A 20,784-nucleotide genomic window follows, 5' to 3' on the forward strand; every position below is an offset into this window, starting at 1 on the left:
TGGCGCTGGCCTCCAGGTGCGCGGGCGGCCCTTAGCGCGGCGCCCGGGCCGCCATCGCTGCGGTGCCGAATTCATCGGCCCCGAGGTCGATCGCGCCTTCGCTGCGCGATTCACCGTTGATATCGGCCACGCCATTGGGCGTAATCACGCCGGATGGAAAATAGCGCATCCACAGCGGCGAGGTCCAGTTCGTCACGGCGGGCGCCACGGCGCCCGCATTGATGGCAGGGGAAGCGGCTTGCAGCTTGAGGTTGCCGGTCGCCGGCGCTACGTATTTTGGATCGGCAATGACCTTCGTGCCCGGCAGCGAGGACGATGCCGTGCCCGTTCCCCACCAGATATTCTTGCCCCAGGCATTGTTGCTGTGGCCGCTTCCAGTCACTTCATACGCTTCATCCGCGCTGCTTTCGCCGAAGAAGATGTTGTTGCTGATACGGCTGGCGGTCACCTTGTACTGGAACAGCAGCTCGGTTCCCCAGCCCTTGTTCTTGTAGAAGGAATTATTGTGGACCTGGATGCGGCGCGACGCGCCCGCGGAGGTCGAATAGCCGCCCAGCGACAGGCCCGCCTCGCGGTTGTTATAGACAATGTTGTTCATCATCAGGATATCCTCGGTCGCCTTGCCTTCGTGTTCGCTGGCGAACTCGAAGCCCAGGTCGTTTCCGGTCGAAATATTCCGGTCGAAGAGGATATTGCGGCCGCCGTCCACATAAAAACCGCCGGCCGAACCTTGCTTGCCGTACCAGGGGTTGGTCGAGCTCGAATTGTTGCGTGCGATATTGCCGCGAACCATGCCATTGCGGACCCGGTCGTTCTCGCCGCAGCCCCCGCATTCGCCTTCGTAACCGATGAAGTCGAAACCGATATTGTTATTGTCGTGCACATTGTTCGACAACACCTCGAAGCGGTCGACATTGCCGTTGATCACTAGCGCTTCGCTCGACTGCAGCACGTTTTGATACACCTCGTTGCCCTGCACCAGCAAATCGGTGATGCCGCCCGCGTTGGTGCCGAACACGGCCAGCCCGTGCGCGCCCACCGAACACGGGTCCTTGCAGGTGCTGGTGTGCTTGATGTTGTGGATCTTGTTATTGACGATTTGAATGTTCGATCCCTTGCCCTGCACCAGGATGCCGACCGGCGTATTCGATCCGCCCGTGATGAAGTTGGTGACGTCGAAACCCTCCACCCGCACATAGTTTGAATTGGTGATCGTGATCAAGCCTTCGCGGTCGCTTGGCACCAGCCCCGTACCGCTGAGTATCACCCCGGCGTCACCCTTGACGGTAATGAAATTGCCCGCGCTGCCATTCTTGTCGGCCAGTTTGACCTTTTGCGTGTAGGTGCCAGCCAGCACGCGCACGGTATCGCCGGCGATCGCCGTATTCACCGCATTCTGGATCGATTGCCCAGGCCCGACGGTAATGGTGGCGGCGCCCGCTGCACCGATGTGACTGAACATGGCCAGGCAACTGAGTTGTAGTACGGCGTTCATAGCACGTTTCATCAAACATTCTCCAGGTTGGAACCGCATGAGGTTGGCGATTGCAGCGGACGTGTCGGTATGTCATGCAATCCGCGCTCATCTTATTCCTGCCGATCCGAAAGAATAAAAACATTTCGTTTTGTTACGTTTAAGCCTGCCGGCGTTCGGTCATCCTGGCGAAGCAGGAAGTCAGTTCAGCATCCATCGGCGCTGTTTCAGCGGGGCCGCGCTGGCTTGGTGCTGGAACCAGCTTGCGCTTGAAAAAGCGGAGCAATCCGATTTCCTTGTGCATGCCGGATAGTGAGAAAACGAGCGGAACGCGGCTAATCAACGCCTTCATGCGCGGCCATCACCGCCGCCACCCGGTTCGCGATGGCCTGCGCCAGCACATGCACGTGGTAGCCGTCGACAAAGCCGTGATGCGCCTGCACCGAAAACGGCATCGTCATCGTATCGCCGGCCGGCGCGCTGAACTTGCCCCAGGCCAGCGAGGGAATATCGGCGCTGCGATGACAGAAAATCGGATGCTCGATCGCGCGCATGTCGAACCACGGCATGCAGGTGATATAGATATTCTCCCTGGCCTGGCGCGGCGTCAGGTCCGCGCTGGTATTGATCAAGGCGCGGCTGGCCTTCGCTTCCTGGCCGGCGCGCACGCTGCGCGCGATGAATTCGCGCAGGTCGGCGCTCCTGGTGAAACGCGCGAAATTGAGATTATTGTCCTCATTGATCACGGTGAACGAACCGATGAAATCGTCGATCTTGATCACCTCGCCTTCGTGCACGCGGTACATGAAGTTATCGACCGTCTCGATCGCCGACAACACGCAATACAAAAAGAAGTGAAATGGCGGCAGCTCATGCTGCTTGCAAAACGGACGGAAATCGGGCAGTTCCAGCGTCAGGCTGATATTGAGCAGGGGATTGTCGAATTGGCGGAATACCTCGTAGCGGTCGCGCCGGAGTTCAAAATTTTTCATGCACGCAGTTTAACCGATCAACGTGCAGGCCGGCAGGCCACGGCCGCGTTCCGGCAGCGCCGTCCCGACCTTCTGTTCCCCGGAAACGGCAGCCTGTCGCCCGCCGCCGCATACTGGCCCCGCGGCGATGTAAGCTGCGAACTCATCCTGCATCGCAGGCGGATAGACACCGTGCGCGCCGCCATGGCCGCGCACCGGAGAGCGGAGCCCATCATGCTGTTTCGACGAATTGCCCTGATCGCCGCACTCACCCTCGCCGGCACCACTTGCGCGGCATCGCCCGACAAGCTCGACGCCATCGTCAAATCGGCCATGGCCGGCAGCAAGGTCCCGGCGGTCGGCGCCGTGATCCTGCGCGACGGCGCCATCGCCGCGCAAACAGTGCAGGGCCGCCAGCGCAATGACCGGCCGCGCCGCGCCGGCGCCGACGATGTCTGGCTGATCGGCTCGACCGGCAAGGTGATGACGGTGGCCATGATCGCGCGCCTGGCCGAGCGCGGCGTGCTGGCCTGGGATGCGCCGCTCGACAAGCTGCTGCCCGAGCTGGCCGCAGGCATGCTGCCCGCGTACCGCCAGGTCACGCTGCTGCACTTGCTGTCCCATCGGGCCGGATTGCCACGCGACCTGCTCGATCTCAAGGGCGCGCAACATTTCTTCACCGATGCCCGCCCGGCCGGACAGCAGCGCCTGGCCTACATCGCCGCAGCGCTCAGGGACCAGCCGGCCGTCGCGCCGGGTCCCGCCTTCGCTTACAGCAATACCGGCTTCCTGATCGCCGCCGCGATCGCGGAACAGGCCACCGGCGACAGCTACGAAGCGCTGATGCGCAAGGAAGTATTCGAGCCGCTGGCGATGCGCAACGCCGGTTTCGGCAACACCGGCGCTGGCCAGAACCGTGGCCACCAGCACGGCAAGCCGATGCTCGCCATGGCCACCTTCGACGACGGCGCACCGGCCATGTTCGCGCCGGCGGGCTTTTTGCATATGAGCCTGGCCGACTGGGCGCGCTTCAATCTCGACCAGCTGGCCGGCGCCAAAGGCCAGGGCAAGCTGCTCGCGCCGGCATCCTGCACGCTGATGCAGACCGCGCAGCCGGACAGTCCCGCCGGCCTGGACTGGGGCGTGCAAGCCTCGGTCGCCGGCCGCCAGGGGCCGGCGCTGGTCCACCAGGGCTCGGACGGCAACTGGCTGGCCATCGCCGTGCTGTTTCCGGAGCAGGGCAGCGGCGCGCTGGTGGTCGCCAACGCCGCCGACGACATGGGCGCGGACAAGGTTTTGAACGGCATCTTCGGCAAGCTGTTCCCCATCCTCAGTCCGGCCAAAAAAAGTCCTTGAGCGGCACACCGGTGAATTAACTTCACGCGCGCGGCGTTTTGGCGCCATACTGCGCGGACCGGCTGCCGCCCTCGCCGGATCGAACCAAGGACGCCATGGCGAACCAGCACAGCCCAACAGGATCGCCCACCCCCGCCGAAGCAGCCCTGGCTGCCGAGCTGGCCGGCCTGCGCCTGTTGCTGGCGCAGCGCGACGCCGACGTCGCCACCCTGCGCGACGCCGCCGCGCACGCCGGCGCGCGCCAGAACGCTTTCCTGGCGCTGCTCGCGCACGAACTGCGCAATCCGCTCGCTCCCATCAGCCTGGCCAACACCATGCTGGCCAAACTGCCCGACCCCTCGTCCGGCCTGCTCAATGTGCATGCGGTAATCCACCGCCAGGTGCAGGACCTGAGCCGCCTGCTCGATGAATTGCTCGATGCGTCCAGTCTGAACAGCGGCACGATGACGCTCGCGTGCGCGCCGGTGCCGCTGGTCGCCCTGCTGCGGCGCGCCTTGCAGACGGTGCAGGTGCGCATCCTGGAGCGGCGCCAGCAGTTGCAGCTGGACATGCCGGAAGAACTCACGGTGCATGCCGATCCGGCCCGGCTGGCGCAAGCCTTTGCCAATCTGCTGGTCAACGCGTCCAGGTACACCGCCGACGGCGGCACCATCCGCGTGGCTGCGCGCGCCCATGAGGGCAGGGCGGTGGTGACCGTGGCCGACAACGGCGCCGGCATGGAAGCGGCGCTGCTGCCCGGCATCTTCGAGCTGTTCACCCAGGGACCGCGCGCACCGGGCCGCTCCGAAGGCGGGCTGGGGGTGGGCTTGAACGTGGCGCGCAAGATCGTCGAACTGCATGGCGGCACGGTGGTGGGCGCCAGCGACGGACTTGGCCGGGGCAGCGTGTTCACCGTGTCGCTGCCGCTCGCGGCCGGCGAGGCGGGAGCGCCGCCCGGCGGTGCCGCGCCCGCCGCGCGCCGCATCCTGCTGGTGGAAGACAATCTCGACGCCAACGATACCCTGGGCCAACTGCTGCTGGCCGAAGGCCACAGCGTCACCGCCGCCTACGACGGCATCGCCGGGCTGGCGCTGGCGCGCACCCAGGCTTTCGACGTGCTGATCTGCGACATCAACCTGCCCGGCCTGGATGGCCACGAGCTGATCGCGCAACTGCGCCGCACCGCCGGCGCGCATATCCCGTTTGCGATCGCCATGTCCGGCTATGCCCGGCCGGACGACCGCACCCGCGCCATCGCGGCCGGCTTCGGCCAGTACGTGGTCAAGCCGCTCGACATCGATGCCTTGCTGGCGCTGGTCGCCTCGGCCGCGGTCACCGGCTTCATCGCCGCTGCCGGCAACGCCCGCTAGGCGCGGCGCCAGCGCCGTCCTTGCACCTTCAGGCCAGGCGCCCGGCGGCGCTGTCGCGCAGGTCGAAAAAATCCGTATGGCCGAATCCCTTGGTGTAGTCGAGCAGGGACAGGGCCAGCGGCGTGATGCGCACGAACAGCATGCCCGGCCACGGCAGGGCGGCCGTGTTGGCAACCACGTCGGCGAATGCCGGAAACCTGGCGAGCAGGGCGGCGGCGGCGCGCTGCGCTTCCACCGGTTCATGAATCATCTCGGCCACGGCATCCATCGACAAGCCCTGGATCTCTTGCCAGCCGCGGTAGGGCGCGTTCACCGTCAGCGCCACCTGCGGATGGGTGCGCAGGTTGTGCGCCTTGTGGCTGTCGAGCGCAATGGCGACATACAGCACCAGCCCGTCGGCGGCGAAACTGACCGTCGAGGCGTGCGGCGTGCCATCGTCGCGGATCGATGCCAGGGTCAGGTCGGTCACGGCGGCAAGGATCTTGGCGGCCAGCGCTTGCGCTGCTGGGGGAAGCGGTTTCATGGGTTCTCCTTTCAATGGATCGGGACGAGCGTGCCGTCGCGCCGGCTGGTACGGGGCGCGCACGCGCGTGTCACCAGGGAGCATTCGCCAGGGTACCCGTTCGAGCCTAGCACAAAGCGCGCGCACGCCCCGCACCGGACAGCGATGCGCGCGATTATCGTTGTCATGGCATCCACGCCAGGTAGCGTAATAAACCTGCGCGGAAACGGATAAACGTCCATACTGCGTTACGCCCAGTTGTAAATGTGCACATGACCAATACTTACTCGGCCTTAGATGGAAACCAGTGATGTGATGCGGCAAAAACTGATTGATGAGGTGCTTGCCGCGTCGCCAGACGGCGAGTGCGCAGCACGTGCCGCCGCCCTGAACGCATGGGAGCGGCTGATGACGCACTTGACCCCGCTGATCGGGGAGGCCGCGCTGTGCGCGATGTACGCGCGCGCGCGCCACCTGACGTTTCCCGATTCGCTGCCGAGTCCGGTTTTGCGGGAGCTGCGTTCGGCCGCGCTCCTGCTCGACCAGCTCGGCACGCAGCTGGGCGCCATGGAGCCGCAGGCGGCGGACGCCTTCCACCGCGCGATGCTCGAGAGTTATACCCGGCTGCTGGCGGGCCTGATAGGCGAGGCCCTCACGGTCCGTCTGATGAATACAGCATGGACCGAGCGGTCCGGCGGAAAGAGTACATGAACCTGAAAGTGCAGCTGGGCCTCCAGCCGACCGGCGTGCCCGGGCTCGACACCCTGCTGGGCGGCGGCCTGAGCGAGTTTTCCTTCAACGTCATCGCCGGCGCGCCAGGGAGCGGCAAAACCACGCTCGCGCATCAGATGATGTTCGCGCTGGCCGGCCCGCACAAGAAAGCCCTGTTTTTCACCGTGCTCGGCGAGCCGACCCTGAAAATGCTGCGCTACCAGCAGCAGTACCAGTTTTTCGATATCGACAAGATCGACGACAGCATCCGCTATGTGAACCTGGCCGACGACCTGCGCGCGGGCGACTTCAGCGGCGTGCTCGAACGCATCACGCGCGAGGTCGAAGCGTTTTCCCCCGGCCTGGTGTTCGTCGATTCGTTCCGCTCGGTGGTGCAGATGGCGAAAAACGGCAACGAGGGCGTCAGCGACCTCCAGTATTTCATCCAGGAGCTCGGTACCCGCATGACCAGCTGGCAAGCGACCACCTTCCTCATCGGCGAATACGCCAACGCCGAGATCGAAGCCAATCCCATCATGACGGTGGCCGACGGCATGCTCGCGCTGACCAATGATATCGTGGGCAACTCGTCGGTGCGCAAGATCCGCATCATCAAGATGCGCGGCCAGGCCCACCTGCTCGGTGCGCACACCTTCCGCATCGATGCCGGCGGGGTCAAGATCTACCCGCGCATGCTGCCGCCGCTGGCCGTCGTGCCGGCCCAGGCGGCCGCGTCGGTACGGGTTTCCATGGGCAACGCGGAACTCGACGCCATGCTCGGTGGCGGCTTGCCGTCCGGACACGCGGCGATGGTGGTCGGCCCCTCCGGCTCGGGCAAGACCATCCTCGGCACGGCCTTCCTGGCGCAGGGCGCGCGCCAGGGTGAACGCGGCGTCATCGCCTGCTTCCAGAAAGACGCGGCGCACTTGCGCAATGCCGAACTCGATACCCTGATCCGCAATGGCGAGGTGGCCCTGGTGCAGAGCCGCTCGCTCGACCTGTCGGTCGAGGAAATCCTCGACGACCTGATCACCGCCGTCGAAGGCAGCGGCGCCAGGCGCGTGGTGATCGATTCGCTGTCCGAGGTCAGCCTGTACCTGGCGCCCGAGTTCCAGAGTGACTACCGGTCCTCAGTGTTCCGCATCCTGGCGGGCCTGGCGCGCCTGGGGGTGACGGTGATGGTGACCATGGGCCTGGACGACCGCTTCACCGAGCTGCGCTTCAGCCAGTCCGACACCGGTTTCCTGGCCGACGCCATCGTCGCCATGCGCTATGTCGAGCTGGAAGGCCGCCTGGCCAAGGTGCTGACGGTGGTCAAGGTGCGCGGCAGCGCCCACAGCACCGACTTGCGCCGCTACAGCATCGACGCGGGCGGCCTGCGCATCGAGCCCGGCGCGCTAGCGTACAACGGCCTGCTGTGCGGGCGGGCCACGGCCATCCTGGCGCCGGAATAGGGGACATCATGGCGATTCACCACAGCCCGGAAGGATCGCTTGCCATCACGTCACCCCTTGACGCGGCGCTGCCGGCCGACTGCGCCGATCCCGCCACCCTGCGCGCGATGCTGGCGCAGCTCGCCGGCGAGGTGGCCAGCCTGCGCGCCGCCGCCGCAGTCCAGGCCACCCTGGGCGATGAATTACGCGAAGCGAACGGCAACCTGGTGCTCGCCACCCTGGATGCGCGCACCTTGCGCGACGCGGCCGAGGGGGCGCAGCGGCACCAGAACGAATTCCTGGCCATGCTGGCGCACGAGCTGCGCAATCCGCTGGCACCCATCAGCCTGGCCAATGCCATGCTGGTACGGCTGCCCGAACCGTCCAGCGAGTTGCTGAACGTGCATGCGATCATCTACCGCCAGGTGCAGCACCTGACCCGGCTGCTGGACGACTTGCTGGATGCGGCGCGCATCAGCAGCGGCAAGATGTCGCTGCTGCGCAGCCCGATGCCGTTGGCGGACTTGCTGCGCCGTGCCGTGCAGACGGTCCAGGTCAGGATGCTGGAACGGCAGCAGCAGGTGCAGCTGGACTTGCCCGAGGAACTCATCGTCGACGGCGACCCGGTGCGCCTGGCGCAAGTGTTCGCCAACCTGCTGGTGAACGCCTCGAAATACACGGGCGACCATGGCCTGGTGCGGGTGGCCGCGCGCGCCCACGACGGGTTTGCGGTGGTCACCGTGAGCGACAATGGCGCCGGCATGGATGCGGACGTGCTGGCCAACGTGTTCGACCTGTTTACCCAGGGGCCGCGCGCGCTGGCGCGGGCCGAAGGCGGCCTCGGCATCGGCTTGAACGTGGTGCGCAACATCATCGAGCTGCACGGCGGCAAGGTGGTCGGCAGCAGCGATGGCCTCGGATTGGGCAGCGTCTTCACCGTGTACCTGCCGTTGGTGGCCCCCGGCGGCCCCGTGGTCGTGCCGCCGCGCGTCGGCGAGGTGCCGGTCGTGCGCCGCATCCTGCTGGTCGAAGACAACCTGGACGCCAACGAAACGCTGGGCCGCCTGTTGCAGGGCGAGGGCCATCTGGTCACCCTGGCTTACGATGGCGTGGCCGGCCTGGCGCTGGCGCGCGCCCGCGCGTTTGACGTGCTCATCTGCGATATCGGCTTGCCCGGGCTGGACGGTTACGAGTTGATCCGCCAGCTGCGCAAGACCGCGGGCGCGCACATTCCCTTTGCCATCGCCATTTCCGGTTATGGCCAGGTGGAAGACCGCATGCGCGCCATCGCGGCCGGTTTCGGGCAGTATCTGGTCAAGCCGCTCGACGCCGACGCCTTGCTGGCCCTGGTGGCATCGAGCACCGTCACCCGCTTCATCGCCGCCGCCGTACGGCCGTGTTAGGCCACGGCGGCGCGGAACGACCTACAGCGGCTTCGCCGCTACCTTGATGAGCCGGGTTTTGCGCTCATAGTCTGTTACTCAAGGTGATTTCATGTTCTCTTCCCGTATTGCATGGCCGCGCCAGCTGGCGCTCGCCGGCCTCGGTGTCGCGCTGCTGACCTTGTATACGGTTGGCGCGCTGGCCCTGGCCGGCCCGGCCGGTTCGCCTGTGCTGATGGCCCTGTTCGGCGCGGCCGCGCTGCTGGCCCCACTGTGCCTGTGGCTGTGCAACCGGCCCGCGCGCGTCATGCTGCGCACGCTCAAGGACCCGCCCGACAGCGGCCGCGCGCTGGTGCAGCGCCTGATCAAGTCGGAAGCATTGCAGGACGCCATTTTCAACAGCGCCAATTTTTCCAGCATCGCCACCGATGCCCAGGGCGTGATCCAGATTTTCAACGTCGGCGCCGAGCGCATGCTGGGCTACGCGGCGGCCGACGTGGTCGACCTGATCACCCCGGCCGCGTTTTCCGATCCGCAAGAAGTGATCGCGCGCGCCGCCGCCCTCAGTGCCGAACTCGACACCCCGATCGCGCCCGGCTTCGAGGCCCTGGTGTTCAAGGCCTCGCGCGGTATCGAGGATATCTACGAGCTGACCTACATCTGCAAGAATGGCAGCCGCCAGCCGGCGGTGGTGTCGGTGACGGCGCTGCGCGACGCCGGCGGCGCCATCATCGGCTATTTGCTGATCGGCACCGACAATACCGCGCGCAAGAATGCCGAGCAGGCGCTGGTGCGGGCGGGTGCGCTGCAGGCGGCCATCTTCAACAGTGCCAATTTCTCCAGCATTGCCACCGATGCCCAGGGCGTGATCCAGATTTTCAATGTCGGCGCCGAAAAAATGCTCGGCTACGCCGCCGGCGACGTGGTCGACCGCATCACCCCGGCCGATATTTCCGAGCCGGAGGAAGTGGTGGCGCGCGCCGCCAGCCTCAGCGACGAACTCGACACCCCGATCGCCCCCGGTTTCGAGGCGCTGGTATTCAAGGCCTCGCGCGGGATCGAGGATATCTACGAGCTCACCTACATCCGCAAGGATGGCAGCCGCTTCCCGGCGGTGGTGTCGGTGACCGCCCTGCGCGACGCCGACGGCGCCATCATCGGCTATCTGCTGATCGGCACCGACAATACCGCGCGCAAGCGGGTCGAGGCCGAACAGGCGCTGCTCGACCAGAGCTTGCGCGACCAGCAGTTCTACACCCGCTCGCTGATCGAATCGAATATCGATGCCCTGATGACCACCGATCCGCGCGGCATCATCAGCGATGTGAACCACCAGATGGAAGCGCTGACCGGCTGCACCCGCGATGAGTTGATCGGGGCCCCGTTCAAGAATTATTTCACCGATGCCGCACGCGCCGAGGCCGGCATCAAGCGGGTGCTGGCGTCGGGCAAGGTCACCAATTACGAATTGACCGCGCGCGCCCGCGACGGCAAGGAAACGGTGGTCTCGTACAATGCCACCACCTTCTACGACCGCGACCGCAAGCTGCGCGGCGTGTTCGCCGCCGCGCGCGACGTCACCGAGCGCCAGCACTTCGAGCAAGCCTTGCAGGCCAATAACGTCGAACTGGAAGCGGCCCGGGCGGCCGCCGAAAAGGCCAACCAGGCCAAGTCGGATTTCCTGTCGAGCATGAGCCATGAATTGCGCACCCCGCTCAACGGCGTGCTCGGCTTTGCCCAACTGATGGCCTCGGACGATCCGCCGCCCACCGTCAAGCAGCAGCGCTCGATCAACCAGATCCTCAAGGGCGGCTGGTATCTGCTGCGCTTGATTAATGAAATTCTCGACCTGGCCCAGATCGAGTCGGGCAAGATATCGATGTCGACCGAAACGATGTCGCTTTCCGACGTGCTCGACGATTGCTACGAGCTGGTCGGGCCGCAGGCGGCCGCGCGCGGCATTTTCCTGCTGTTCCCCACGCCCGGCACGCCGTTCTACATCCACGCCGACCGGGTGCGGGTCAAGCAGGTGCTGATCAATCTGCTGTCGAACGCCATCAAGTACAACAGCGCCGAGGGATCGGTCCATGTGGCGTGCAGCGCGCGCGCGGACGGCATGGTGCGGGTGTGCGTGACCGATACCGGCGCCGGCCTGGGGCGCGAGCAGCTGGCGCAACTGTTCCAGCCGTTTAACCGCCTGGGGCAGGAGAGCGGAGCGGAAGAGGGTACCGGCATCGGCCTGGTCGTGACCAAGCAGCTGGTCGAGCTGATGGGGGGCAGCATCGGGGTCGAGAGCGAGCCCGGATCCGGTTCCCGCTTCTGGGTCGACTTCGCGTCCTGCGCCGCGCCGGTGGCAGCGCCACCGCTGTCGGCCCTGGACGCCGCCGCGCTGGCGCGCGCCCGTCCGGCAGCGGGCGCTGCGCTGCGCACCCTGCTGTACGTGGAAGACAATCCCGCCAACCTGCTGCTGGTGGAGCAATTGATGGAGCGCCGTCCGGACTTGAAACTGCTCACCGCGATCGACGCCCACCTGGGCATCGCCCTGGCGCGCGCCTACCAGCCCACGGTGATCCTGATGGACATCAACTTGCCCAACCTGAGCGGCTTTGGCGCCCTGCGCATGTTGCGCGGTCACCCCGAGACGGCGCATATTCCGGTGCTGGCGCTGTCGGCCAATGCCATGCCGCGCGATATCGCGCGCGGCATGGAGGCCGGATTTTTCCGCTATCTGACCAAGCCGATCCAGATCGCCGAATTCATGGCGGCGCTCGACCTGGCCTTGCAGCACGCGCAGCAGCCCGGCCTCGATCCGCTGCCGGCGCTGGTGCATTGAGCAAGCGCGGCGCGGCCTGGGCGGCGCCGCGCGCGCCTCAGCCGGCTTGCAGCAGCTGCGCGAAGTGCTCTTCGGTAGTGGCTGGCGAGAACAGGAACCCCTGCGCGTAGTCGCAGCCGGCCTCGCGCAGCCAGTCGCGCTGGCTGGCCGTCTCGACCCCTTCGGCGATCACCTTCAGGCCCAGCTTGTGCGCCATCACGATAATGGTTTCGGCAAAGATCTGGCTGCGCGGGTTGGTGGTGAGCATGTCCTTGACGAAGGATTGGTCGATTTTCAGGAAGTCGACCTTGAACTTGTTCAGGTAGGCCATCGATGAGTAACCGATGCCGAAGTCGTCGATCGTGAACTGGACCCCGGCCCGTTGCAGCCGGGCCAGCTTGTCGCGCACGCCGGGCGAATCGTCGAGCAGTACGCCCTCGGTGATTTCGACTGCGATGTGCGCGCCGGCGCGGTCGAACAGGTCCATGTCTTCTTCCCAGCAATGGCGGATCACGCGGCTCATGAACCCGACCGGCGACTTGTTCACGCTGATCTGGAAGGGCGCGCCCGTCAGTTCGCTCAGGCGGGCCGCGCAGGGCACCGCCTGGGCCAGCACCCAGGCATCGATCTCGCCGATCAGGCCGGTTTCCTCGGCGATCCCGATGAAGTGCTGCGGCAGCACCAGGCCGCCGTCCGGATGGTGCCAGCGCACCAGCGCCTCGGCCTTGACGATGGCCTCGCTGGCCAGGTCGACGATGGGCTGGTAATACACGCGCAGCTCGCGCCGCGCCAGCGCCTGGCGCAGCTGGTCGATTGAGCGCAGGCGCGCCCAGGCCGAATCGCGGATGTCGGGCGTGAAATAGCTGAAGCGGTTGCGGCCCGCGTGCTTGGCCACGAACATGGCCTGGTCGGCATTGCGCAGCAAGTCGTCGGGCAGCTGCGCGTCTTGCGGGCAGATGGTGATGCCGACGCTGCCCGACACGTGCACCTCCTTGTCCGCGAGCGCGAACGGGCGCGCCAGTTCGGCCAGGATCTGGCATACCAGCATCTCGACAAACGCGATCCGGCTCACTTCGTTGAGGATGACGGTGAATTCGTCGCCGCCGATGCGCGCCACCGTGTCGGTCGCGCGCACGCACGCCTGCAAGCGCTGCGCGACCTGGCACAGCAGCAGGTCGCCGGTATCGTGGCCGAAGCGGTCGTTGACTTCCTTGAAGCCGTCCAGGTCGATGAACAGCAGGGCCAGCGCGAACTCGGTGCGGGCCGCGCGCCGCACGTCCTGGTCTAGCCGCTCGCGGAATAGTGCGCGGTTGGGCAAGCCGGTGAGGCTGTCGTAATAGGCGTTGCGCAGGATTTGCGCTTCCGACACCTTGAGTTCGGAAATATTGCGCGCCGTTCCGGTAACGGCGTCGACCGTGCCATCGTCGTTGACCACCGGGATCAGGATGTAGCGGTAAGTGTCCTTCGTGCCGTCGGCCAGGGTGTATTGCAGTTCGCCGCGCCCGGTGGCGCGGGTGTCGGTCACAGCGCGGAGGTCGCGTGCGAGCTGGCTGGCGAAGGCGGGGCAGAAATCGGCCAGGTGCTGCCTGGCGCCGGGCGCGGCGGGCGCGCCGAGCAGCGTGCCGAGGGCCTGGTTGGCGTACAGCACGAGGCCATTGACATCGGTGATGTAGTGCAAGTCGGGGGTGGCCGAGAGCAGGGTGTCGAAGCGGTGCGTGAGTTCATCTTTTTCGATGAAGAAGGCTTGCAGCGACTCTTCGAGCGCCTGGTCGACGGCATCGTTGAAGCGGATCAGGTCCTCGCTGTCGAGGTCGTTCCCATGGTCGCTGGCCGCCCACAGAGACATGACGCTGGCCCGAAGCGCCCGAAACTCGGCCACGGTGTCGTTGACGCTGAAGCCGATGCCCATACGCGCGGCCCCGTGCAGGCTGGCCTGGGTGCCCGGTTGGGAAGCCGGCGCGGGAGGCGGGGCCGCGCCTGGCGCCGCCGGCGCCAGGTCGAGCATGTCGGCGATGGCGGCCAGCATGCCGGCCGCATGGTCGCGCAGGGTGGCCGCCGGCAGATAGCGCGCCGCCGGAATGCTGTACGCAAAGTTATCCCAGTTGCGCAGGATATCTTGCAGGTGGGTGCGAATGAAGCGCGCAATGCGCGCCTCCTTGGGGGGGGGAAGGCTGGTCCATGGAAACTCGAATGATTGTGGTTTTCGTTCGACATGCGCACGGCCATGAAAGTTCCGGCTTTTTTTGCCCGGATGGCGCAGGCCGGCCATTGACAGGATCGTGAGACGGGGCGGCGCCACGGCGCTATGGTCGGCTTGCTACCTCGCCGGCCGCGTTTCCACCCTTCTCAAGGAGAACACCATGAAACCCTTGTTCAAGCGTATCTTGTCCGCCGCGCTCGCGAGCGTGCTGGCCTGCCATGGGGCGGCCGCGCAGGCGCAGCCGGACGCGCGCGCCGCCGCAGCGCAGGGCGCAGGGGCCGGCGCCGCGGCAACCCCGCAAGAGGAATTGCTGCGCGCGCTCGGCCTGGCGGCGCAGGTGCGCTACTGGAGCGAGATGGCGCTGCGCGCCAATGCGCTCGACCATGCCCCGCCGCCGCCCGGATCGGCGCGCCTCTGGCGCGAACAGTTCGGCCCGGCGCGCAGTGCGCGCGCGCTGGCCATTTTCCACCTGGCCCTGTACGAAGCCGTCAACGCCGTCGTACCGCTCTATCCGAGCTACACCGGCATGCTGCCGGCGCCCGCCGCCAGCGCCCCCGACGCGGCGCTGGCGCGCGCCGCGCGCGATACCCTGATCGCGCTGTACCCCGCGCAAGCGGCCAGCTTCGCGCAAGCCTACCTGCGCGGCATGGCCCGCCTGCAAGCGGGGCGCGCGCGCGACAACGGCGCCGAGACCGGCCGCCGCGCCGCCGCTGCCGTGCTGGCGATGCATGCGGCGCGCGAGGCCACCTATGAAGACCGGATCGTCGGCGTCGACTTTTTCCCGAGCAATGCGCCCGGCAAGTGGCGGCCCGATCCGGTCAGCCGCGATCCGCTGGCGCTGGCCGCCGTGTGGCAGCCGGTGCGCCCGTTCGTGCTGCCATCGGCCCTGGCGTTCCGGCCCGCGCCGCCGCCGGCCCTGACCAGCAGCGCCTACGCCGCCGCCTTCGAGGAAGTCAGGCAGCTGGGCGGCAATGGCGTGAGCACCCCGACCCGGCGCACGCCGGCGCAAACCGTGGCCGGCATTTTCTGGTCGTACGACGGCTCGCCCTGGATCGGCAGCGCACCGCGCATGTACAACCAGATCGCGCTCGATATCGGCGCCCGGCGCGGCCTGGGCGGCATGCAGATGGTGCGCATGCTGGCCCTGGTTAACGTGGCGCTGGCCGACACCTGCCTGACGGTGTGGGGCACCAAGTATACCGAGCAATTCTGGCGCCCGGTGACCGGCATCCGCGAAGCCTCGCCCGGCAGCAGCCCGACCGGCCTGGGCGACGGCAATCCGGCCACCCGGGGCGACCCGCAATGGACGCCGCTGGGGGCGCAGGCGAGCAACACCACGGACCCGGATTTCACGCCGCCGTTCCCCTCCTATCCTTCCGGTCACGCCAGCTTCGGCGGCGCGCTGTTCCAGACCCTGCGCCGCTTTTACGGCACCGATGCGATCGCCTTCAGCTTGGTGTCCGATGAATTCAATGGCATCACGCGCGACAACAGCGGCCAGGTGCGGCCGCGCCTGGTACGCGGGTTTTCCCGCCTGAGCCAGGCGGAGGAAGAAAACGCCCAGAGCCGGATTTACCTGGGCGTGCACTGGCCGTTCGACAAGCGCGCCGGGTTGGCGGTCGGACGCCGCGTCGCCGATTATGTGTTCGAGCGCGGCTTGCTGCCCCCGGCGGCCCCGGCCGCGCCAACGCCGTAACGGGGGCGCCGGCACGCGCCGGCGCCGTTCAAGGCCGGGACGACAACTTGGCGGCGAGCAGGGCTTCGAGGCGCAGGTCGTCGCGCGCGAACAGGGCATGGTCGGCATGGCCGCAGAGCAGCGCGCGCCAGCCGATGTACACGCCATAGGCGCGCTCGTACCGGTAGCGCGCTTCGGCCCCGCTCTGGCGGCGCGCATCGGCCATGAGCTGTGCGATCTGGTCCGCGCAGTGAGCAGTGATCGCCGCGTAGGAATAAAGGTGCTGCGCGCGGGGGGGGAGGGGGCCTTGTTTGCATCATGGTTTGCCAGGTAAGCGGCACAATCGCCGGGCCACCGACCCCCATGCTGAAACACGAAGGGGGGCTGTATCCACCTTGGACAGCGGCGCGCACCACGGGATCCCGGCCGGGCCGACTGCTGTCACGATCCGGCAAGCGTGCGCGCCCGCCGCGGCGATCTCCTTACAATACCGAATGACTACCAAGATCGCCGACGAAGAGCGCGTCAATTTCAGCGACAGGCTCAAAACCGCGCTACGCGCTGCCGGGGTGCCGGCCGCACCGACGCCTTTCATGCGGGCGTATAACCTGCGCGCCAATGGCGCCGCCGTGACGCCGCACGCGGTACGCAAATGGCTTTCCGGGGAAGCCATTCCGACCCACGAAAAGATCGTTATCCTGGCCACCTGGCTGGGGGTGCACGCGGCCTGGTTGCGCTTCGGCGATGCCGAAAACGCGGACACGGCCGCCGTCGGCCTGCCATCCTCGATGTTGTCTGGTGAGAATCTTGCCATGATGAACGACATTGTGTCCCTGCCCGCCTCTACCCAGCAGATTCTGCGCGAGATCATCGACGCCTTCGTGCGCAATCACCGGGCCGGAAGTCTGCGTTCCGATAAAAAAGGGAAGCACCAATAAGGCGCGGCCGTGGCTTCAACTCTCGCGCCAGCCGGCCCAGTAGGGGACCGCGAAAAACCGACTGCGCGGCGCAATTTTCGCCCTGCGATGCTCACCGTACCTTCGTACGGCTGCGCTTCTCTGACGACACTTGCACCGCTCGCTACGGTTTTTCGAGGCCCCCAGTAGCGCGCCATGTCCGGCACCCGGCTGGCCACGAATTCGCCCTTGCCGACAGTGACGAGGCTGGTGGAAAAAACCGCTTCGGCGGCCACGGCCTGCATGAAAGGCGCCATCTCCGCCGCGTGCGAGGTGGCGTTGTCGACGATCAGCACGCCGTGCGGACGCAGCACGCGCTTGATGTCGGCCCACCAGCCAAGATGTTCGGTGCGTTCGGAATCGAGGAAAGCCAGGTCGTAGGAGCAATCGGACGAGCGCGACAGCAGCGCGCCGGCGTCGCCCTCGACCTGTTCGATGGTGCGCCCCAGGCCGGATGCGGCAATATTTTCCCGCGCCATGCGCAGCTTGAGCGGCGCCATTCCCACCGTGGTGACCTTGCCGCCGTTTGCTGCCACGGCATCGGCCAGCCACAGGGTCGAATAGCCGTTCGAGGTGCCGATTTCCAGGATCGCGCGCGCGCCCATGGCGCCGATCACGTGCGCCAGGAACTCGCCCGTGCCGCGCGTGATGTTGAGCATGCGGCGTGCGCGCTCGTCGATGGCGGCATCATTTTCCTCGCCGAATTGTTCGATCTCGCTTAACGGTTTTGCAGAGTTGCATTCACGGTGAAGTTTCTGGCTGGTTGCTGAGTAGATGGAACATCGCACCTTGGCCGTCCACGCGCAGCGCCGGCGCTCCGCTGGAGTCGTCTGGTGCGACTTTCCGAAACAGGTGCGATATGTCGGAAATGATTGCGAAACCAGCTTTAATGGACAACTTGACTTGCGACCGACATCCGTCTCACCAACTTCGACAGCTAAGTCCTCAGGCAAGATTTATTGTGACACCAGTTCTGAAACGGAAGAGACAGTGATCCCAAATCCTCGATACACTTTATTCAAATCCCCACCCTTTCCCCATCCTGAAAATGTCGAATCCAGCTTTCCATTTCGAAAAAACAGGAAAACGGGCGATACCCAATGGGTGACCTCTGGCCATTCTTCCCGGCTATGCGTCAGTGTAAACGGAAGCGAGGGGTGCAACTGGTTCCATCTGGTGTACGCGTCGTAATTAAAATTAAAATCAGGCATTGCCATAACCGTCACTTTTTCGCGTAGTATTGGCGCAAGCGTGGGATCGCTCTCGATTTGTGATACAGCTCTTTTTGTGAATCCGCAATAAGGCGAGCCAATAATCACCAGGCGCAATCCCTTCTGTAAGTTCATTACGCGCCGCGTTAAGCTGCGTTTCTCCTGAAAAGCCCAAGCAGTTCGTTGCGCCGAAGGGCTTGCTAGGTCATTTACTGTAATTGGGCCTTGTAGGGCATTTGGGTTGTACTGTTCAATAAGCGAGTTCGCTTTTTTAAACTCGCGAAGCGCGTAGTACATTTCCAATAATTGTCGATATTGGTCCGGGGTTGCCTGGCGGGCGTCGACTAGCCTGTCAAATATCTTTTCGAACAGAGGTAATTTTGACTTGTCCAGTGTATAGAACATCACGTACTGGGTCGCCGCGAAAAACGCAGCCAACTCGTCATCAGGTATGGTCGAGGCGCGGGTGCCGAAATTCTCCGCATACTCCGCGTCAATTAAATTAGCTTTTTCCGCAGTCGGTTTGCCGCTTGTTGAAACCGCATCCGTCTTCGCAATAAAATCCTGCAACCGCTGTGAAATGTCTATTCCTGCAGAACTTAAGGAATAAAATCCAAGCAACGATAACCCGGCAAGAATCTTAATCCAGCCATTTTTTTTCATAACGCCTCCTGAGCTTGCATCTATAAAAACGAATGTCCTAAGTTTGCCTAAACCAATGTATGTAGTGCCAATTTTTTTGCGAAATAATCTAGTTAAATGGCGAGAGCATTATCGAAGAATTGCTGCTATTTTGGGCGCCGCAACGGGAGAGCAATGCTTTTGCGTTCTCCAGTTCAGTTGTCGACATCTGGGAATGCAGATATCCCGCACGGTCACGGTTTTCCGGACTTCCCGAATGGGCCCACGCTTGCACAATTGCATATGCGTCCGCAGCGTCTTTTCGTCCAAAGGCGCCGCTTAGATAACTATGTGCAACCAACGCCATTGCGCTTTCTGACCCAGAACGGGCGGCGTCAAGGCCATGCCTTTCGGCAAGAGCTCTGAGATCCGCATCTTCCTGCGCTGTCGTATTTTTAAGAACCGTCATGATGGAAGCGACAGTGGGAGCATTTTTTGAAATTAACAATTTTGCGGCAGTTGCACCTGCGTCTGCGGCTGGGATGAGGATATTAATCGGGTTGCGCAAGAGCGGCGCCGGCAGCTGGGAGCACTCGCGCGCGGAAAGGTAGCCGGCATTGGGGGCATCAAATTCCATGCTGTCCATATGTCGTGTCGCTTCGGAGCACGGCTTAACCTTTTGAAATAGTACTAGAGCTGCGAACATGTTTCCCTGCTGAGATAACTGGCTAAGTGTGCGGACGTCCAAGTTTTTCGCTATAACGGCTTGTATGCCGGCCTGTACTTTCGCATCATCGTGAACTGCTGTAACTGTCGCACCGAAAAAAGGAGGGCACGGGCCACGGGTTATGTTTTCCGCTTTAACTGAGGTACTGGACCGCGCCTTCCTGTCCGCGTTTTTTTTCACAGGCCCGACCGTCCTCACATGCTGCGTCTGGGAGCGTGGTTCGCGTTCAAGCTCCTTGCGGCTAGAATAAAATAGGGCAGCGGCAAAAGCTGTTGCGGACAGTACAGTCGCGATCAAGGTCGGTTTTATCTTTTGGGGCATATCGTCCCTCTATTCGTTGCAAGAATGATCCTGTAGAACTCTACAAGCTCCGTGCTGCCGGCGAGCGACAATTCAGATCCTGCTAAATGACTACGTAGCAACATGCCGCGCCGTGGGCAGGACAGCACCTATCCTGCTCACAGCACCACTCCGATTGCCGGCCAATTCATGATAATATGGACTTAATAACTAGCATTTCGCTTTGCATATTTTGAAGTTGCTTGGCGAGCAAGTGCTTCCACCCCAGTCGCAATACATGTGATAAATGTCGCCGTTGGCTAGAAATACGGGGTCAAGTGCCCCTGGGACTTTTTTTTCGGGGGGGACGGATGGCATCCTCGGCGGGCCTTCACAGCCCATACATCCTCCACCGCCACCACCGCCGGGCCCGCCGAATCCGCCGAACCCGCCGTCACCACCGCCACCTTCACAAAACACGGGTATGAAGTCGCCCGGATTTTCGATGCAATTACTACTGGCGCCGGGACCGGGTGCCCGTGTATCGGTAGAGGGCTTGATGTACTTGGCTGAACTTTCGGAACCGAATAGCGCAAGCACTTTTGCTATCTGCTCTTGCGACAATTCGCGTTGAAGGTCCTCGAAACCAAAACCAGTCAGACCTTTTTCATTAAAAGTCACTGTGGCAAGGAAGCGTTCCCTTGCCGCTGGAGAAAGCAGGTAGAGTGCATTGGACTTTGGCGGAACCATTTTTAAATAGCGCTCCAGGTCTGCCTGGGATTTAATCGGTGCGATTGCTTGTGATACCGCTTCGCGTGCGAGCAGTTCTTTTTTTGCCTCGTCAGATATCACTTCGCGTACTGGGCCTTCTTTTTTTGCTTCATTGGGTGGGTGAATTGGCGCGGAGTTTGCTGAAAAAGCCCCGGCGAAACTAATCGCACATGCAGCCAATATGGGCAAAAATTGGTTCCGTTTCATGAGTTGAGTCCTTTTTTAATGTTATGGTTTTGCCTTTATATTGGCATCACCATGAAAATTTAGCGAAGCGGGAAGCGAACTGGTCTTTAAGGGTATGCCAATATTCAACCGAGCCCTTCCACTTTGGCTGGGCTAAGGGTTCTGGCA

At 64.1% G+C, this 20,784-nt stretch carries 18 protein-coding genes; 8 read left to right on the forward strand and 10 right to left on the reverse strand.

Annotation, left to right across the window (positions count from 1 at the left end):
* Nucleotides 1-31: 31 nt before the first annotated feature.
* The 3 genes from PO883_RS09385 to PO883_RS09395 form a co-directional block, all read right to left on the reverse strand.
* Nucleotides 32-1,495 carry a hypothetical protein gene (locus tag PO883_RS09385; protein WP_289309517.1) on the reverse strand — a complete coding sequence of 488 codons (1,464 nt, stop codon included), beginning with the start codon at nucleotides 1,493-1,495 and terminating at the stop codon, nucleotides 32-34.
* Between the two features lie 139 nt (nucleotides 1,496-1,634).
* Nucleotides 1,635-1,826, reverse strand: a complete 192-nt coding sequence (locus PO883_RS09390; RefSeq protein WP_289309518.1) for a hypothetical protein — start codon at nucleotides 1,824-1,826, stop codon at nucleotides 1,635-1,637.
* Complete coding sequence (locus PO883_RS09395; protein WP_289309519.1) at nucleotides 1,810-2,466, reverse strand: CatA-like O-acetyltransferase; 657 nt, start codon at nucleotides 2,464-2,466, stop codon at nucleotides 1,810-1,812. Before PO883_RS09395 ends, PO883_RS09390 begins: the two co-directional genes overlap by 17 nt.
* 213 nt (nucleotides 2,467-2,679) lie before the next feature.
* Between PO883_RS09395 and PO883_RS09400 the strand changes: the two genes are divergently transcribed.
* Nucleotides 2,680-3,801, forward strand: a complete 1,122-nt coding sequence (locus PO883_RS09400; protein WP_289309520.1) for a serine hydrolase — start codon at nucleotides 2,680-2,682, stop codon at nucleotides 3,799-3,801.
* 95 nt (nucleotides 3,802-3,896) lie between these two features.
* Nucleotides 3,897-5,150, forward strand: coding sequence for a hybrid sensor histidine kinase/response regulator (locus tag PO883_RS09405; RefSeq protein WP_289309521.1), 1,254 nt, complete (start codon nucleotides 3,897-3,899; stop codon nucleotides 5,148-5,150).
* A gap of 28 nt (nucleotides 5,151-5,178) precedes the next feature.
* On the opposite strand, the gene PO883_RS09410 is transcribed toward PO883_RS09405, so the two are convergent.
* Nucleotides 5,179-5,673 (reverse strand): pyridoxamine 5'-phosphate oxidase family protein, encoded by a 495-nt coding sequence (locus tag PO883_RS09410; RefSeq protein WP_289309522.1) that lies wholly within the window; start codon nucleotides 5,671-5,673, stop codon nucleotides 5,179-5,181.
* Nucleotides 5,674-5,949: 276 nt separating this feature from the next.
* On the opposite strand from PO883_RS09410, the gene PO883_RS09415 reads away from it, so the two are divergent.
* From PO883_RS09415 to PO883_RS09430, 4 genes are all read left to right on the forward strand, one after another.
* Nucleotides 5,950-6,363, forward strand: coding sequence for a hypothetical protein (locus tag PO883_RS09415; RefSeq protein ID WP_289309523.1), 414 nt, complete (start codon nucleotides 5,950-5,952; stop codon nucleotides 6,361-6,363).
* Entirely contained in the window at nucleotides 6,360-7,817 is a 1,458-nt protein-coding gene (locus PO883_RS09420; RefSeq protein WP_289309524.1) for an ATPase domain-containing protein, read from the forward strand. The genes PO883_RS09415 and PO883_RS09420 overlap by 4 nt, the downstream gene beginning before the upstream one ends.
* Before the next feature lie 8 nt (nucleotides 7,818-7,825).
* Nucleotides 7,826-9,199 carry a hybrid sensor histidine kinase/response regulator gene (locus PO883_RS09425; protein ID WP_289309525.1) on the forward strand — a complete coding sequence of 458 codons (1,374 nt, stop codon included), beginning with the start codon at nucleotides 7,826-7,828 and terminating at the stop codon, nucleotides 9,197-9,199.
* 286 nt (nucleotides 9,200-9,485) lie between these two features.
* On the forward strand, nucleotides 9,486-12,011 hold the full coding sequence (locus PO883_RS09430; RefSeq protein WP_289309566.1) for a PAS domain-containing hybrid sensor histidine kinase/response regulator: 2,526 nt from the start codon (nucleotides 9,486-9,488) through the stop codon (nucleotides 12,009-12,011).
* 37 nt (nucleotides 12,012-12,048) lie between these two features.
* Here PO883_RS09430 and PO883_RS09435 read toward each other — a convergent pair whose 3' ends face one another.
* Complete coding sequence (locus tag PO883_RS09435; protein ID WP_289309526.1) at nucleotides 12,049-14,289, reverse strand: bifunctional diguanylate cyclase/phosphodiesterase; 2,241 nt, start codon at nucleotides 14,287-14,289, stop codon at nucleotides 12,049-12,051.
* A gap of 61 nt (nucleotides 14,290-14,350) precedes the next feature.
* Here PO883_RS09435 and PO883_RS09440 point away from each other — a divergent pair, with 61 nt between their 5' ends.
* Nucleotides 14,351-15,886: a vanadium-dependent haloperoxidase gene (locus PO883_RS09440; protein ID WP_289309527.1), complete on the forward strand. Its 1,536-nt coding sequence runs from the start codon at nucleotides 14,351-14,353 to the stop codon at nucleotides 15,884-15,886.
* A gap of 28 nt (nucleotides 15,887-15,914) precedes the next feature.
* On the opposite strand, the gene PO883_RS09445 is transcribed toward PO883_RS09440, so the two are convergent.
* Complete coding sequence (locus tag PO883_RS09445; protein ID WP_289309528.1) at nucleotides 15,915-16,091, reverse strand: hypothetical protein; 177 nt, start codon at nucleotides 16,089-16,091, stop codon at nucleotides 15,915-15,917.
* Between the two features lie 268 nt (nucleotides 16,092-16,359).
* Here PO883_RS09445 and PO883_RS09450 point away from each other — a divergent pair, with 268 nt between their 5' ends.
* Nucleotides 16,360-16,803, forward strand: a complete 444-nt coding sequence (locus PO883_RS09450; protein WP_289309529.1) for a hypothetical protein — start codon at nucleotides 16,360-16,362, stop codon at nucleotides 16,801-16,803.
* Here the strand turns inward: PO883_RS09450 and PO883_RS09455 are convergent.
* The 4 genes from PO883_RS09455 to PO883_RS09470 all read right to left on the reverse strand — a co-directional run bounded on the left by PO883_RS09455 (nucleotide 16,755) and on the right by PO883_RS09470 (nucleotide 20,637).
* Nucleotides 16,755-17,774, reverse strand: coding sequence for an O-methyltransferase (locus tag PO883_RS09455; RefSeq protein WP_289309530.1), 1,020 nt, complete (start codon nucleotides 17,772-17,774; stop codon nucleotides 16,755-16,757). The two genes, PO883_RS09450 and PO883_RS09455, sit on opposite strands and share 49 nt — an antisense overlap.
* A gap of 3 nt (nucleotides 17,775-17,777) precedes the next feature.
* Nucleotides 17,778-18,695 (reverse strand): hypothetical protein, encoded by a 918-nt coding sequence (locus PO883_RS09460; RefSeq protein WP_289309531.1) that lies wholly within the window; start codon nucleotides 18,693-18,695, stop codon nucleotides 17,778-17,780.
* 88 nt (nucleotides 18,696-18,783) lie between these two features.
* Nucleotides 18,784-19,701 carry a hypothetical protein gene (locus PO883_RS09465; RefSeq protein WP_289309532.1) on the reverse strand — a complete coding sequence of 306 codons (918 nt, stop codon included), beginning with the start codon at nucleotides 19,699-19,701 and terminating at the stop codon, nucleotides 18,784-18,786.
* Between the two features lie 189 nt (nucleotides 19,702-19,890).
* A complete protein-coding gene (locus PO883_RS09470) occupies nucleotides 19,891-20,637 on the reverse strand; it encodes a hypothetical protein (RefSeq protein WP_289309533.1) in 747 nt (248 codons plus the stop codon).
* Nucleotides 20,638-20,784: the final 147 nt, after the last annotated feature.

Origin of the sequence: Massilia sp. DJPM01, from assembly GCF_030348125.1 — a bacterium.
GTDB lineage: Bacteria > Pseudomonadota > Gammaproteobacteria > Burkholderiales > Burkholderiaceae_D > Telluria_A > Telluria_A frigida.

What these genes read in the sequence shown, in the direction of transcription:
- PO883_RS09390 (WP_289309518.1), bottom strand. Translation starts at nt 1,826, where the DNA reads ATGAAGGCGTTGATTAGCCGCGTTCCGCTCGTTTTCTCACTATCCGGC.
- PO883_RS09400 (WP_289309520.1), top strand. Translation starts at nt 2,680, where the DNA reads ATGCTGTTTCGACGAATTGCCCTGATCGCCGCACTCACCCTCGCCGGC.
- PO883_RS09425 (WP_289309525.1), top strand. Translation starts at nt 7,826, where the DNA reads ATGGCGATTCACCACAGCCCGGAAGGATCGCTTGCCATCACGTCACCC.
- PO883_RS09395 (WP_289309519.1), bottom strand. Translation starts at nt 2,466, where the DNA reads ATGAAAAATTTTGAACTCCGGCGCGACCGCTACGAGGTATTCCGCCAA.
- PO883_RS09410 (WP_289309522.1), bottom strand. Translation starts at nt 5,673, where the DNA reads ATGAAACCGCTTCCCCCAGCAGCGCAAGCGCTGGCCGCCAAGATCCTT.
- PO883_RS09465 (WP_289309532.1), bottom strand. Translation starts at nt 19,701, where the DNA reads ATGCCCCAAAAGATAAAACCGACCTTGATCGCGACTGTACTGTCCGCA.
- PO883_RS09470 (WP_289309533.1), bottom strand. Translation starts at nt 20,637, where the DNA reads ATGAAACGGAACCAATTTTTGCCCATATTGGCTGCATGTGCGATTAGT.
- PO883_RS09420 (WP_289309524.1), top strand. Translation starts at nt 6,360, where the DNA reads ATGAACCTGAAAGTGCAGCTGGGCCTCCAGCCGACCGGCGTGCCCGGG.
- PO883_RS09415 (WP_289309523.1), top strand. Translation starts at nt 5,950, where the DNA reads ATGGAAACCAGTGATGTGATGCGGCAAAAACTGATTGATGAGGTGCTT.
- PO883_RS09460 (WP_289309531.1), bottom strand. Translation starts at nt 18,695, where the DNA reads ATGAAAAAAAATGGCTGGATTAAGATTCTTGCCGGGTTATCGTTGCTT.
- PO883_RS09385 (WP_289309517.1), bottom strand. Translation starts at nt 1,495, where the DNA reads ATGAACGCCGTACTACAACTCAGTTGCCTGGCCATGTTCAGTCACATC.
- PO883_RS09440 (WP_289309527.1), top strand. Translation starts at nt 14,351, where the DNA reads ATGAAACCCTTGTTCAAGCGTATCTTGTCCGCCGCGCTCGCGAGCGTG.
- PO883_RS09430 (WP_289309566.1), top strand. Translation starts at nt 9,486, where the DNA reads ATGCTGCGCACGCTCAAGGACCCGCCCGACAGCGGCCGCGCGCTGGTG.
- PO883_RS09445 (WP_289309528.1), bottom strand. Translation starts at nt 16,091, where the DNA reads ATGGCCGATGCGCGCCGCCAGAGCGGGGCCGAAGCGCGCTACCGGTAC.
- PO883_RS09450 (WP_289309529.1), top strand. Translation starts at nt 16,360, where the DNA reads ATGACTACCAAGATCGCCGACGAAGAGCGCGTCAATTTCAGCGACAGG.
- PO883_RS09405 (WP_289309521.1), top strand. Translation starts at nt 3,897, where the DNA reads ATGGCGAACCAGCACAGCCCAACAGGATCGCCCACCCCCGCCGAAGCA.